The sequence below is a fragment of the Acinetobacter gandensis genome (assembly GCF_001678755.1).
Lineage (GTDB): Bacteria > Pseudomonadota > Gammaproteobacteria > Pseudomonadales > Moraxellaceae > Acinetobacter > Acinetobacter gandensis.
This window is the reverse complement of sequence record NZ_LZDS01000023.1, coordinates 114,882-128,720: the sequence shown is the minus strand read 5'-3', so window position 1 is coordinate 128,720 and position 13,839 is coordinate 114,882. Positions and strand designations below refer to the sequence as shown.

Here is a 13,839-nt window from a genome sequence, read left to right as displayed (position 1 = left end):
TAATCATGCGTATTGTAACCATTATTCTTTTAAGCAGCCTAGCTTTGTTAGGTTGTCATGGAAAATCTGCTGTCGAACAAAACACAGCTTTAGCCTCAACCCTTAAACCTGTAAATCCAGACCAAGCAATAGGCCATATTGAACAATATCGTCTGGGGATGTTCACGATTGGCGGTTGGGTCAATCAGAAGCAAGGTAGACATTTTCAGGACGTAAAACCACAGCATGATCAAGCTGCGGTAGTATATTTGTACCGTCCAGATACGAAGTGGAATCGTCAAGAAATTGTCGCGACAAGCTTATTTCTAAATAGTGAACGCATTCCAAGTTTATTGAATAATCATTACTACTGGGTGGAATTGCCAGCAGGAAATTATCGACTGTCTTCAAGCCGTCCTTTAGGGATTAACCATTTTCAGAAACCTAAATATTTAGACTTTACAGTTGAAGCAGGGCAATCTTATTTTATTAAATACGATGAAGAAAATTTATCTTCAAAGCGAACGGTATCAGGCCCAATTTTATTAATGCCTGAAAAAGTTGGGCGTAATGAAATTGCTTATACCGAATTAAAATCAAACAGTTTTAACTTTGTGGCTGAAGATCAAAATTCAGGAAAAGTTCGCCGTAGTGCACAAAAAATTAAAGCACCTCATTATGATCCAGCGGAAGACGTACAGTTGACAAAGCCGTTTAAAATTTGGGATCCACGTACTTGGTAGTTCTGTGATTTTAAGTGATTAAGATCAATTCGTTTTAATTAGCATGAACTAAATCCTGAGCATAAAAAAAGCACCCATTGAGGGTGCTTTTTTTATTTTGGCAAATTAGTTTGCAGCAGCATCAACTACCGGAATTTTACCAATTTTTGCTTGCCAGATTTTTGGTGCAGTCGCATGTACAGATGTACCATTTACGTCTACAGCAACAGATACAGGCATATCTTTCACGACAAATTTGTAGATTGCTTCCATACCTAGGTCAGCAAAAGCAACAACTTCAGCTTCACGAATTGCTTTAGATACTAAGTAAGCAGCACCGCCCACAGCCATTAAGTAAGTCGCTTTGTTGTCTTTAATTGCTTCAACAGCAGCAGGACCACGGTCAGCTTTACCGATCATGCCGTACAAGCCAGTTGCTTCAAGTACTTGACGTGTAAATTTATCCATACGTGTTGCAGTTGTTGGGCCTGCAGGACCAACTACTTCATCACCAACTGGATCTACAGGACCTACGTAGTAGATGAACTTGCCTTTCAAATCAACAGGAAGTTCTTCACCATTGTTGAGCATGTCAACCATGCGTTTGTGCGCAGCATCACGACCTGTATAGATTGTACCGTTAAGAAGCAATGTATCACCTGGTTGCCAAGCGTTCATTTCTTCTTGTGTGATGTTGTCTAGGTCAACACGTTTAGATGTTGATGAATCCCAAGTTACCGCAGGGTAGTCTTCAAGGCTTGGCGCTTGAATGTGCGCAACGCCTGAGCCATCTAATTGGAAGTGTGCGTGACGAGTCGCTGCACAGTTCGGGATCATACCCACTGGTTTACCCGCAGCATGACATGGGTAATCTTTGATTTTGATATCAAGAACAGTGGTTAAACCACCAAGACCTTGCGCACCAATACCTAAAGCATTAACTTTTTCGAAGATCTCAATACGGAGTTCTTCCATTTTGTTTTGTGGGCCACGACGAAGGAGTTCGTCCATGTTGATTTCTTCCATTAATGCTTCTTTTGCAAGCATCATGGCTTTTTCAGCAGTACCACCAATACCAATACCGAGCATGCCAGGAGGACACCAACCTGCACCCATTGTTGGAACAGTTTTAAGTACCCAATCTACGATCGAGTCAGATGGATTCAACATCGCAAGTTTAGACTTGTTTTCTGAACCACCACCCTTCGCAGCAACAGTGATATCGACTTTGTTACCTGGAACAAGTTTGTAGTGGATTACTGCAGGAGTGTTGTCTTTGGTATTTTTACGACCGAAAGCAGGATCAGCTAAAACTGATGCACGAAGAATGTTTGAGTTTTCAAGATAACCTTGACGTACACCTTCGTTGATCGCATCGTCTAGGCTCATGGTTAAATCAAATTTAACGTCTAAGCCCACTTCAAGAAATACGTTCACAATACCCGTATCTTGACAGATAGGACGGTGGCCTTCTGCACACATACGAGAGTTAATTAAAATTTGTGCAATTGCGTCTTTAGCGGCTTTGTTTTCTTCACGGTCATATGCACGGCTCATCGCTTGGATGAAGTCTTGCGGGTGATAGTAAGAAATAAACTGAAGCGCATCTTTTACCGATGTGATCAAGTCATCTTGCTTGATAATAGTTGTCATACAAATATCTCTTGAGCGGGCTGATAGCTAGCGGGCTAAATTATAAGACAAAAAGGCGCTTTTGTGGGTATTTCGCTTAATCTTTGGGCGAAAGTTTAATAGGCCATCTATGTGTCATATTTATGTTAAAAACTGTCATATATGACAAGAAAAGCGTCATCTTCGCTGTCATATTTCATTTATTACAGGTTGATTTTTCATTTAAATTATCATTAAGTTATTGAAAATTATATTTATATTAAATATTACAATGAATTTTATATTGTCATATAACTGTCATAAAACTTTCGCATAATGCACTCATCGAAACTTGAGTATGTTTTTATGATTACAGTCGTTGCATCAGTTATTGGTTTTTCTGTGTTTATCGCAGCTACTTGGTTCTACGGTCAACAAGAAGATCAAGCCTAAGCTTCATCTTCTTTTTTATGTCTTTAGTATTGATCATAAAAATAATCGAATATTTAAAATCACAAAAAATTAATTTTTAAGATTTAATTTCATTTTCACAAATATATTCAATCATTCCTGAGTCATTTTTCTCCAATTTAAAGCTTTCTGGATTGGCCATTTCCCAGACCATGGTGCCATTTTGGTAACGGCTTAAGCGTGAAATGTATTCACGGTTTGAAGCGCAGTCCAAAATGAAATCTGAGCGTAATTCATTATATTTGAGAGCGCCTTCTGTTTTGGTGTTATTAAATTTTTGCGCCACAACGACATGGTGATATTGCCCTTGTTTCTTAATGCTATCTAAATCAATCTGGAAAGTAATTCCATTATTTCTCAGCATGGTTTTAAAGTTTTCAGCATATACACTTTGGATCGCGATGATACTCATTAGTATAAGAAGTAGTTTTTTCATTTTTATTTTCATCCTAATTTAAAAAGACTTTTTTGATAAAATTTTCTGTTTGTATTTTATTTTGACGGTAGTCTGAAATCCCTTTGGCAGAAAAAATTGCATAATCACATCTGATTATCGGTGCAACATTTGGCTTTGTAGGGTTGGTTTTGCAGTTAATCGGTGAGACAGCTTGATCGACTCTATATTCATGGTCAAAATTGACTTGAAGATATATTTCACCATTATCTTTATAGATTTGGACTGAACCAAATTGATGCCCAAGTTTTTGTGCTAATTGTTCAGTTTTGAGTTTCGACTTAAATTCAATACGATCATAATATCCGAAGGTGGATTTCAAAAGGTTTTGATCTAGCACGCCAACGGAGCTATAGACATTGGGAACCTCAATTTTTGAGAGTGCAAAACTTTGCTGATGCTGGTCGACGTTAATACCCTCAAAATTAATCTGATAGGCTGAACCAATGTCTTTGACATGGGTTTTTAAAGTGACTTCACTGCATGAGTTAGAGACAGAAGAAGGCTGTCTTCGATCTTCAGCAAAAGTACTGTTACAAATACGAAGCTTTGTCGTGGTATCAGAGAGTGATCTTAAAGTTGAATAATAACGTTTCCAAATATGATCAAAATATTGACTACGCGCTAAACTAGAGAAGTAGTTTTGGTTTGACACCAATCCCTTAAAACGTGTGGTTTCATTGACACTACTTTTTGGCACAATAATACTAAAACGATTTTGTGCGCCATTTAAGGGTTCGCTTTTGGTAGATTGACCTGAATAGCTTAAAACTTTTTGATAAAGATTATTTTGTTCGCCTGTCACTTGGCAGCCTGTGAGTAACAACAGACTTGATGTGAAGATTAAAATTTTCTTATTCATGATAATTACTCAAATACATAACTGACATCGACAGACAAGATTGGCGTTAGGCTTTGAATAATGCGTTGATTTTGATGATCAAAATAGACTTTCCAAGGGTTGGCAATATTTTGACATTCAAATAAACCATAATATTTTTGTAAGTTTGGTGTATCTAAAATTTCTGCCCCACGATATGGATATAAAGATTTAGGATGTTGTTCAATTTGAACCAGTTGTCCTAAGTCTTTTTCACAATATTGTTGAGCGCGTTCATACATCACCACACCAGCCTTGTATGAAACATTATTCAATGCAATTTGACGTGGACTTTTAAATTTATCGTGAAAATACTCTTGAACTGTTGGATATTGAACGAAAATATTTTCATTTAGGTCGCTTGACGAGTTCCATTTGTCAATGGCTTTGGTGAGCCAGCCAGCTTGAGTAAAGGTGCTAGTCAAGGTGAAACAGCCAAGTAGCATGAGTTGACGAATCATGTTTTATTCCCTCTAAAAAATAAGTTAGAAATTATTTTATTTTTAAAGTTTTAGTTAAAAATTACTTTATATATCAATGAGTCGTATACATAAAATAACGAATCTAAAAGATACAGTAAACATAGTTCAGATACAAATAGACCATTCAATTTTTACATCATTGAATGGTCTGATTTGAATATCAGGCAGATATTTGATTAGCTCGACTGTTGTTCTGCCTGAATTGCGGTCAATGCAATAGTAAAGACAATATCATCAACCAATGCACCACGAGATAAGTCATTCACAGGTTTATTCAAACCTTGCAGCATCGGACCAACACTTACGACATTCGCTGCACGTTGTACGGCTTTATAGGTCGTATTACCAGTGTTCAAATCAGGGAAAATAAACACATTGGCGCGTCCTGCAACCTCTGAATCAGGGGCTTTTGAACGACCGACACTTTCTACCGATGCAGCATCGTATTGAAGTGGGCCATCAATTAATAAGTCAGGACGACGTTCTTTGGCAATACGTGTTGCTTCAGCGACTTTTTCCACTTCGGCACCTGCACCTGATGTTCCTGTGGAGTAGGAAATCATGGCGATGCGTGGATCAATACCAAAAGCTTTTGCTGAATCTGCAGACTGAATCGCAATCTCCGCGAGTTGTTCTGCATCTGGATCTGGGTTAATTGCACAGTCTCCATAGACATATACTTCATCAGGTAACAACATGAAGAATACTGAAGATACCAACGAATAATCTGGTGCAGTTTTAATCAGCTGGAAAGCAGGGCGAACCGTATTGGCTGTGGTATGAACAGCACCTGACACCAAACCATCCACTTGATCCAGCGCTAACATCATGGTGCCGAGTACGACGGTATCTTGTAGTTGATCCTTCGCTTGAAGTTCGTTTAACTTGCCTTTACGCAGCTCAACCATTTTCTCAACATAGTTGTCGCGAATTAGATCTGGATCAATAATTTCTAAATCATGTGGCAATTCAATGTTACGTGCTTTAGCAACTTCAACGACAACTTCTGGTTTTGCCAAAAGAATACAATGCGCAATACCACGTGATTGGCAAATTGCAGCCGCTTGAATGGTACGTGGCTCATCACCTTCAGGCAGTACAATGCGCTTTTTCGCTGCAATCGATTTTTGTACCAATTCATGGCGGAATGCAGATGGAGAAAGACGAGGTTGATAAGAACCATTGAGTATTTCAGTAATCCAATCTGCATTGATGTGGCTTGAAACAAAACGTGTTACTTGCTCGCCACGTTCAACATCATCCACTGGAATTTCATTGCCTAAGTTTGAAAGCTGCTGCGCCGTTTCAAAGGTACTTAAAGGCGTGTGTAAAATTGGCAGCCCTTGTTTGATTGCTGTTTGGCAGAAGTCCAAAACTTGTGGATTTGGTTGATGATGTTCAGTTAACACTAAACCAGCCAAAGGAATACCGTTGCTGCTTGCTAAGCTAGACGCCAACAATACATCAATACGATCAGATGCACTGATGATGAGCTCACCTGCGACGAATTTATGTAATTCATGTTCAATATTTGATGCAATCAGACTGCTATGCAATACACGACGGTGAGCCGCATCGCCTTGATTAATCCAATCTGCTTGAATGTGTACAGCCAAATCTGACATGCGTGGCACGCTCAGTGTATTGCTGAACGGAACTAAACCAATTACAGGTAATTGTATGCTACCAATTTGTGGATGTGTGCTTTGAATTGACGCAACAAATTTTTCTGTATCACTGATTAAACGTAAACTTGGATCAATGGTAACAGGAATCTGTGCAGAGTCTTCTGGTAGGCCACGAGTACGCATAAACAATACACCAGCGGTACGTTCAGATGCAGCACCACCAAATTGACGGACTAAGTTATCAATTTTATCGGCTGTTTTTGCAGGATTATTAATGTCTGCTGTCCCAACAATAATCACTTTGGCATCAAGGGCTTTAGCGAGTGTTGCATTTAACTCTGAAGCGAAAGTATCACGGCTGCTTGGTAATAAACCTTCAACAATGATCAGGTCGTGCTTTTTGGCAATTTCACGGTGTAAGCGAACAGCTTCTTCAAGCAATTCATCACTTTCACCTAAATTGAGTTGTTGAACAACAGTCGCATGGCGTATTGGTTCAACAGTTTCACTGTTAAAAAGATGACGATACAGGGCAGTGGTACGATCGAGTGAGCCTGCATCGCTTTCTTGTGAAAATGGTTTGAGAAAGCCAGCTTTGACACCTTGGCATTCCAATGCATAAATTAAGCCTAAGCATGCAGATGTTAAACCTACACCTTCCCCAGTTGGCACGAGCAAAATTGTTTTCATACAGTGTCTAAATCAAATCTAAAAATGAAATATTTAAGGCATTAGGGCTGATGCGATTGCTTATGCAATCGCAGCGTAAGCATCAGACTTTTTTGCAGCGGCTTTTACCTCGTCTACAACGTGTTCAGTTTCTTTTGCGATACGACCTTCTTCATCAGTCGGTACAACCCAAATTTGTGGACCTGTACCGTGGTCAATACGACCTTCAGTACCACGCTTTAAGTTATTGTTAAGGTCTTTACTTAAATTAAAGCCAAAATGCGGTAAGTAAGAAACCGTTTTTTCACGAATGTAAGCTGAGTTTTCGCCGATACCACCAGTGAAGAATAGACCATCAATACGTGGTAGACCACAGCTTAAACCTGCTAAAGATTTTGCTAAACGGTAGCAGAAAACTTCAATAGCAAGCGCTGCATCTTCATTGCCTTGTTCTGAGGCTTCAATCAACGTACGCATGTCATTAGACAAGTCAGATAAACCAAGTAGGCCTGATTGGCTGTTGAGCATTTTGTCGATTTTGTAGATATCCCAACCTAAGTTTGAAGCAAGGAAACTATGGATACTTGGGTCAACATCACCACTACGTGTACCCATCACGACACCTTCAAGTGGAGTTAAACCCATTGATGTATCTACAGATTGACCATTCCAAATAGCACAAGTCGAACTACCATTACCAAGATGTGCTGTTAGCCAGCCACCTTGTTTGAAGCTGCCTGCCAACATTGAGCCACGTTCAGATACATAAGCATGGCTTGTACCATGGAAACCGTAACGGCGAACGTTGTGGTGTGTATATAAGAATTTTGGTAATGCGTAACGGTATGCGTGAGACGGCATAGTTTGGTGGAATGCCGTATCAAATACAGCCACTTGTGGAAGTTCTGGGAACAAACGCATTGTTGCGTCGATACCTACCAAGTGTGCTGGGTTGTGAAGCGGTGCAAGAGGGGTTGCTTCACGAATACGTTCAATAATTTCAGGTGTTAATAATTCGGCTTTAGTCAAAGTACCGCCGTGTACAACACGGTGACCAATTGCTTGAGGGTTATGGTGAGATAAACGCTCAAGAATAGTTTCAAGGGCTTTTTCATGGTCAGCATGTGGAATTGAAAGCTCAAGTGCTTCACCACCGGTAGTGACTCCTTTAATACGTGCATCAGCAGAGCCCAGATTTTCGGCAAGACCAAAAATACGATCTTCACGGCGCTCAGAAACTAACGCATATTTGATAGAAGAAGATCCGCAGTTAATTACTAATACTGATGTAGACACGATTAAATACCCGATTCTAATTGAAATACTTATCCATAATTTTGATCTGAATGCAGTGTTTTATATTGGTGCAATTTAGATCTGTGATGATGTTTTAACATGGGTTTTTTTATCGTCCTAGATAGACTTTAGGAGATTAGACTTAAGCACTATCGACCATGAAACCAATAATAATTAAAATTTATCAGTTCATAGTTTTCATTTATTAATAAAATAGTACTTAAAACGCATATCCTTTATTTCCATTCTTTTGAACATAACATGTCCAATCTATCTTGTATTGGCTAATTTGTAGCTAAATTTCTAATTTTTCACTTAATTGTAGATAAATCGGTAAGGGCTTTCTACTCACCGAGCTTTTAACGGTTACTGAATCGTTTAATTTTTTATTTGAGTCCTATTGAATTTTTATCGCTATGACTTGTGAACGCAGAGTCTAGTTATTTTTAATAGCCGTTCTATATTGTTTGAACGGCTTAAATGAATGGATCCATCCCCCCCCCAAAAAAAAAAGCTGTGCTATTTAAGTCATAGCACAGCTTTAATTTGAAGTTTTATTTGAACGTATGAATAGTTCAAGCTAGCCAAGTTTTATTGACGAATTTGACCATCACCGAAAACCACCCATTTTTGAGAGGTCAAGCCTTCAAGTCCAACTGGGCCGCGGGCATGAATTTTATCGGTTGAAATTCCAATTTCCGCACCTAGACCATATTCAAAACCATCAGCAAAACGAGTCGATGCATTAATCATCACTGAGCTTGAATCTACGCGTGCTAAGAACTGACGTGCAAGGCTGAAGTTTTCGGTAATAATGGAGTCAGTATGATGTGAACCATATTTGTTGATATGTTCAATGGCTTCATCTAGACCAGACACGACTTTCACAGCCAAAATTGGACCTAAATACTCGGTGTACCAATCTTCTTCAGTTGCAGCAATCACAGATGAACCCAAAATGCGTTGCGTTACTGCACAGCCACGTAATTCCACTTTTTTCTCTGCATAGAGTTCTGCGATGCGCGGTAAGAACTCTTCCGCGACATTGTCGTCAACCAATAAGGTTTCCATGGCATTACATACGCCATAACGATGGGTTTTCGCATTTAGTGCAATCGGTAATGCTTTTTGTAGATCTGCTTGTGCTTCAACAAAAACATGGCAATTACCATCTAAATGTTTAATCACAGGAACGCGTGCATCATTGGTAATACGTTCAATCAGGCCTTTACCACCACGCGGAACGATCACATCGACATATTCAGACATGGTAATTAACTGACCGACAGCTGCACGATCAGCCGTATTAATCACTTGTACAGCATGTTCTGGTACACCAGCAGCTTTTAAACCATGTTGAATCGCTTCAGCAATTGCTTGATTCGATTCCAAGGCTTCAGAACCGCCACGCAAAATAATCGCATTGCCTGATTTTAATGCCAACGATGCAGCTTCAAGCGTTACGTTTGGACGTGATTCGTAAATCATGCCCACGACACCTAAAGGAACACGCATTTTGCCCAGTTGAATGCCAGAAGGGCGGAATGCCATATCTGTAATTTCACCAATCGGGTCAGTGAGACCAATGACATCTTTTAGGCCTTGTAACATGCCTTTAAAGCGTGTGGGGGTAAGTTCTAAGCGATCAAGTAGAGCACTATCCAAGTTGTTGTTATGCGCTTTTGTCATATCCACTTGGTTAGCGGCCAAAATCGCAGTCTCACTGTTCTGTAACGCAGTGTAGATTGCTGATAAGGCATTGTTTTTGGTCTGGGTAGAAGCGCCAGCAAGCACACGAGATGCTTTGCGTGCTTGTAGTCCTACCGTTTGCATATATTGTTCAATCGACTCTTGCATAGCGGTTTGATCACTTAGAAATTTCATCTTGATATTAACAGCCTGCGCCTGAACAATGAAGCACCAATACTGAGTTTAAGTAATTGATCACTGCGCGAATTAACATTTTGAAATTATTTTATAGTTAAAAGTAGATAAGCGGCATGGATATTGGTTGCTTGTAAAATGAACCTCTGTATAGAATGAAACAATAGCGACATTGAAGTCGTACAAATAATGATTAAAGAGCAGGATGCTGAGTCGAGCAGAGTTCTCTGAATGAATTCCTGACAATAAAAATAAGGCAGGAATGGAGGAAAGGAATATGAATTCCATTATCCAAATGGATCCAGAAGTACAGGAAAGTACGCATTACAGTTTTTTTGATCTTTATGACAAACAAAGCTTTAAGCAGCCAGCCAGAACAACATGGATTGATGGCTGGAAAGTTGAATATATGGCAATCGCACAGCCTGAAACCATTCACCGTACGCCGATTGTGATTATTGGTGGTGCATTTCAAAACTTTAATTCCTACAAATATTGTGTTGAACAACTCTTTGCAGCTGGGCCGATCATTCTAATTGATATGCCATCGATGGGTTCAAATCAGCAGATTACCAATGTCGATAGTGGTATTTCAGCTGGTACATTGGAACTCGGTGATTTAGCCAAAATGCTCGGTGTGTGGATGGATATTGTTGGCCTAGAAAAAGTCTCTGTGATGGGAATGTCGCTCGGTTCTGTCGTGGCAGCGGGTTTGGCGGATCAACGTCCTGAACTGATCGATCGCATGATTTTAATGGGTGTGATGCAGAAAACCCGTAAAAGCTGGCGTATGTTACTCGAAGAGTCGCTGCATTTGATGAAAGAGCAGCGCATGGATGAGTTTGGCCAAGCGGTGATTTTGTACTTGGTAAATCATGCCAAATTGGATGTAACGCGTATGTCACCGACAGCAAAGCGTTTATTCTTTAGGCAAATGGCTGAATTTACCAATACTGAACAAGAGCGTTACGACATTAACTGTAATCGCTTACTCCGTTTGCAAGATGTGCCCATTCCACAATGTGATGTTTTAGTGTCCTGTGGGCAGTATGACAGCTTTACTTTGCCACATGAAAATGCCGGGTTTGCGTTGCAATGCCCAAATATGCAATTTGCCATGATTGCCAATGCTGATCATTTACCTCAATTACAACGTCGTAAAGAAACCATGAACTTATTTGCGACTTATCTCAGAGGTGAGTCCATTCAGCACTTAGATGGCATCATTCCAATGAGCCGTGAGCAAATGCAAAAAATTGAGCGCCGTGGTGAGGAGCGTATACAGGTTCATCAACCATTTACGCATCTATCGTATCGACACTCAGAATTGTGTATGGAGGTCGGTATTGTAGATTTGAATTACTTTGGTGTACTGCTCGATATTTCTGAGGGGATGGCTGACGTAGCAGCACAGTACCCGCGTGATTTAGCCTTGCATTTAGAGGATGATGAAGGCGAATTTAAAATTGAATGCCTCATCTTTGAAATTGAAAATCAACAAATTCGCGCGCTGTTTAAGCATGGCAGTTTTGATATTGCAGAACGTTTATTGCGTTTTGTCGCACGTCAAAAAGAAGAGATGATGTTGTTAGAAGCAGTAGGATAAAACTTTGAATATTTGAAAAAAAACAGCGTATTAACGCTGTTTTTTTATGCTTGTATGCACCATCCAAACCAAATCCCCCAAATGCTCATCTGCATTCTGAAAGGGGATCACTTGTTCGGCGGTTTCTTGTGAAAAATAGAAGGTAGGTTGAATGACATCGACTGCGCTAAATCCAGCCTTGCTAAAAAACTGCTGCAATTCTTCTGGGTTTTGAAAGTGGAAGGTAAATGCACTACGTGACATGACTTTAAGCAGTTTGCTGCTGCCCCAAATAAAGCGTGCAAGACGATTTTTAACCGGTTCAGGATAGATGTCTGTTAGGTAATGTAGTTCTTGAAATGAAGCACCATATTTGCAAATTCCTTCAAGTAATTGGTTTAATAAGTTTTGATCAAAATAATTAATGAGACCTTCACTTATGACTACCAATGGACGCTCGGGATCAAAAACATTAAAGGCGCGTTCAAAGTCTTGACTAAAAATATCTGCTGTTAAAACTTCAGGCGATTGTTGATCAATTTTCTGTAAGGCTTGGGTCTTAATTTTTGCCATATCAGGCAAATCAAGTTCACGATAATCAATTTGTGGATGTTTACTACGGAAATTCCAGCCTCGTGGCGATAGTCCACAGGCTATTTCAAGTACTTGTAAATTTGGAAATTTTGCAATGAGTTGATCAAGATGTTGATCAATCATGGCATGACGCTGTTTTAAGGTGGAACGCATGCTGCCGCCAACATTTTTTTCTGCCCAACTTTCGAGTGGGTGTACCATGCGTGCTAAAAATTTACCTTTGCTGGTGGCAAAGACTGGATGTGAAATGCCCATGCTATACCAAATATATCCAGTGTAATGGGCGGTAAATGAAATATGGCGATGTTCCGATAAACTGTCTGTCATGTCATCCTGACCTAATGTTGTTTTAATTGTTTAGGCTTAACCGAATTGATAGCGGCAAGCTGTATTTGTTTGTTTTTATCATATAAAAAAAGGAACACCTTGTCGTGTTCCTTTTGTGATCGATCAATTCAGCTTAAACCTTAGCAATATTGATTTTTAAAATCGACAATGCGGTTTCGAACAGTCTGCCAATCAGTGCCAAGTTCTATAGCTTGCCCCATCGCAATTTGAGGGATTTTACCGCGCATGCGTTCCAAACGCTCTTGGTTTGGCAAGGCTAGATTTTGAATGCCATCGAGTGCAACACATGCAGATTCACGGCTATTGCATACTAAGCCCATGTCACAACCTGCATTTAAAGCGGCTTGAATACGAGCGTCAGCGTCACCAGCCACGCATGCGGCTTGCATACTTAAATCGTCAGAAAATAACACGCCATCAAATTGTAATTGCTCACGTAACACTTTTTGAATCCAATACGGTGAGAAACCAGCAGGATTTGGATCGACTTGTTCATAAATCACATGCGCGGGCATTAAGGCATCAAGTTGTGGTTGCAGTTGAATAAAACTTTGCATGTCTTTTTGGTAGATTTCATCATAGCTGCGATGGTCAATTGCAGCTGCGACATGAGAATCCGCTTTCACCGAACCGTGGCCTGGGAAATGCTTTCCGGTCGAGGCCATACCCGCACGTTTCATGCCTTTTAAGAAGGCACTTGCTAATGGAATAATGTCTTGCATATTTTTTGCAAAGCCACGATCACCAATGACATCGCTAACATCATTAAGATCCAATACCGGTGCGAAACTAAAATCAATACCCACCGCAAGCACTTCCGTCGCCATTAACCAGCCACATTGATCGGCAAGTTCTAAGGCTTTTTCAGGTTCACTTAAGTATAGTTCGCCAAACTTACCCATCGCAGGGAGGAGGGTGAAGCCTTGTTTCAGGCGTTGTACACGACCACCTTCCTGATCGACAGCGATTAATATATCAGGACGAATCTGACGCATATGATCGGTTAAAGCACGAACTTGTTCAGGAGATTCAATGTTGCGGCCAAATAAAATCATGCCGCCGACTTGCGGAGCCTTTAATAGTTCAATATCTTCTTGAGTGAGTTCTGTGCCAGCAATGTCGAGCATTAATGCGCCAATCATATTCGGGGGTCCGTGTTGGAATTTTTAAGGAAAAACAATACCTGAATTCTGCAATGATTTGCTACACTTTGTCAGCAGAGATTATGATAAAACT

11 protein-coding genes are annotated in these 13,839 nt (G+C 40.0%); 2 read left to right on the top strand and 9 right to left on the bottom strand.

Annotated features, from left to right (window positions below; genetic code table 11):
• The first annotated feature begins 5 nt into the window (after positions 1 to 5).
• Positions 6 to 722 (top strand): DUF2846 domain-containing protein, encoded by a 717-nt coding sequence (locus A9J31_RS07725; protein ID WP_067763656.1) that lies wholly within the window; start codon positions 6 to 8, stop codon positions 720 to 722.
• Between the two features lie 105 nt (positions 723 to 827).
• Here A9J31_RS07725 and A9J31_RS07720 read toward each other — a convergent pair whose 3' ends face one another.
• From A9J31_RS07720 to A9J31_RS07690, 7 genes are all read right to left on the bottom strand, one after another.
• Positions 828 to 2,354, bottom strand: a complete 1,527-nt coding sequence (locus tag A9J31_RS07720; protein WP_067763653.1) for a fumarate hydratase — start codon at positions 2,352 to 2,354, stop codon at positions 828 to 830.
• A gap of 487 nt (positions 2,355 to 2,841) precedes the next feature.
• Complete coding sequence (locus A9J31_RS07715) at positions 2,842 to 3,219, bottom strand: surface-adhesin E family protein (RefSeq protein ID WP_067763650.1); 378 nt, start codon at positions 3,217 to 3,219, stop codon at positions 2,842 to 2,844.
• Positions 3,220 to 3,232: 13 nt separating this feature from the next.
• Positions 3,233 to 4,099 carry a hypothetical protein gene (locus A9J31_RS07710; protein ID WP_067763647.1) on the bottom strand — a complete coding sequence of 289 codons (867 nt, stop codon included), beginning with the start codon at positions 4,097 to 4,099 and terminating at the stop codon, positions 3,233 to 3,235.
• Between the two features lie 5 nt (positions 4,100 to 4,104).
• A complete protein-coding gene (locus A9J31_RS07705) occupies positions 4,105 to 4,578 on the bottom strand; it encodes a hypothetical protein (protein WP_067763644.1) in 474 nt (157 codons plus the stop codon).
• 197 nt (positions 4,579 to 4,775) lie between these two features.
• The gene (gene pta, locus A9J31_RS07700) at positions 4,776 to 6,917 is read right to left on the bottom strand and encodes a phosphate acetyltransferase (protein WP_067763641.1); all 2,142 of its coding nucleotides are present in this window, start codon (positions 6,915 to 6,917) and stop codon (positions 4,776 to 4,778) included.
• A 60-nt stretch (positions 6,918 to 6,977) separates the two neighbouring features.
• Positions 6,978 to 8,192 carry an acetate/propionate family kinase gene (locus A9J31_RS07695; RefSeq protein ID WP_067763638.1) on the bottom strand — a complete coding sequence of 405 codons (1,215 nt, stop codon included), beginning with the start codon at positions 8,190 to 8,192 and terminating at the stop codon, positions 6,978 to 6,980.
• A 591-nt stretch (positions 8,193 to 8,783) separates the two neighbouring features.
• Positions 8,784 to 10,049 (bottom strand): glutamate-5-semialdehyde dehydrogenase, encoded by a 1,266-nt coding sequence (locus A9J31_RS07690; protein ID WP_067764134.1) that lies wholly within the window; start codon positions 10,047 to 10,049, stop codon positions 8,784 to 8,786.
• Between the two features lie 304 nt (positions 10,050 to 10,353).
• Between A9J31_RS07690 and A9J31_RS07685 the strand changes: the two genes are divergently transcribed.
• Entirely contained in the window at positions 10,354 to 11,682 is a 1,329-nt protein-coding gene (locus tag A9J31_RS07685; RefSeq protein ID WP_067763634.1) for an alpha/beta fold hydrolase, read from the top strand.
• A 30-nt stretch (positions 11,683 to 11,712) separates the two neighbouring features.
• On the opposite strand, the gene A9J31_RS07680 is transcribed toward A9J31_RS07685, so the two are convergent.
• Together A9J31_RS07680 and nagZ are read right to left on the bottom strand one after the other, a co-directional pair.
• Positions 11,713 to 12,582, bottom strand: coding sequence for a class I SAM-dependent methyltransferase (locus A9J31_RS07680; protein ID WP_067763631.1), 870 nt, complete (start codon positions 12,580 to 12,582; stop codon positions 11,713 to 11,715).
• A gap of 140 nt (positions 12,583 to 12,722) precedes the next feature.
• Positions 12,723 to 13,745, bottom strand: coding sequence for a beta-N-acetylhexosaminidase (nagZ, locus tag A9J31_RS07675; protein WP_067763628.1), 1,023 nt, complete (start codon positions 13,743 to 13,745; stop codon positions 12,723 to 12,725).
• Positions 13,746 to 13,839: the final 94 nt, after the last annotated feature.